Here is a 528-nt window from a genome sequence, read left to right as displayed (position 1 = left end):
TATTCCTGTTGGCGTTCATTGATAGGACCAAAAATTTGATCGCGTAAAATATCGGAAAACCCAATAATATTGGTGAGGGGTGTACGCAATTCATAGGAAACATGTTGGACAAATTCATTACGCAAACGATCAGCACTTTCCAAAGCTTCATTTTTCTCTTGAAGAGCACGCGCGACATGAACAGTGTCCGTAACATTCACGAAAGTAAGCATGGTCTCTCCATTAGGAAGCGGGACCAATGTGTAATCAATGATCATGCCATTTTTGAGGTCCATACGACCTGAATATGTATCCCGTTCTTCAGCAAAACCGGTAATAAATTTGGTGAACCAGTCCCATTCTTGTCTCAAAGTTAGGGGTGAACAATAACTTTGTAATTGTGTAATATGGGTGCCTTCTACCAATAAATTATAGGGTAGAGACCATAATTTTGATAAAGCAGGATTTGATAAACGAAGGCATCCATCAGTGCCAAAGACCACCACTCCTTCTGAAAGTTTATCAAGTGTTTCACCTTGTATTTTAATG

The 528-nt window shown here is 39.4% G+C and carries 1 protein-coding gene; it reads right to left on the bottom strand.

Annotated features, from left to right (window positions below; genetic code table 11):
- Nucleotides 1–528: histidine kinase dimerization/phospho-acceptor domain-containing protein (locus ACFINZ_RS12105; RefSeq protein ID WP_375701658.1), on the bottom strand; the 528-nt coding region annotated here is incomplete at both ends.

The sequence above is a fragment of the Bartonella sp. AA81SXKL genome, assembly GCF_042196945.1.
GTDB lineage: Bacteria > Pseudomonadota > Alphaproteobacteria > Rhizobiales > Rhizobiaceae > Bartonella.
This window is presented reverse-complemented; position numbering and strand designations above follow the sequence as displayed.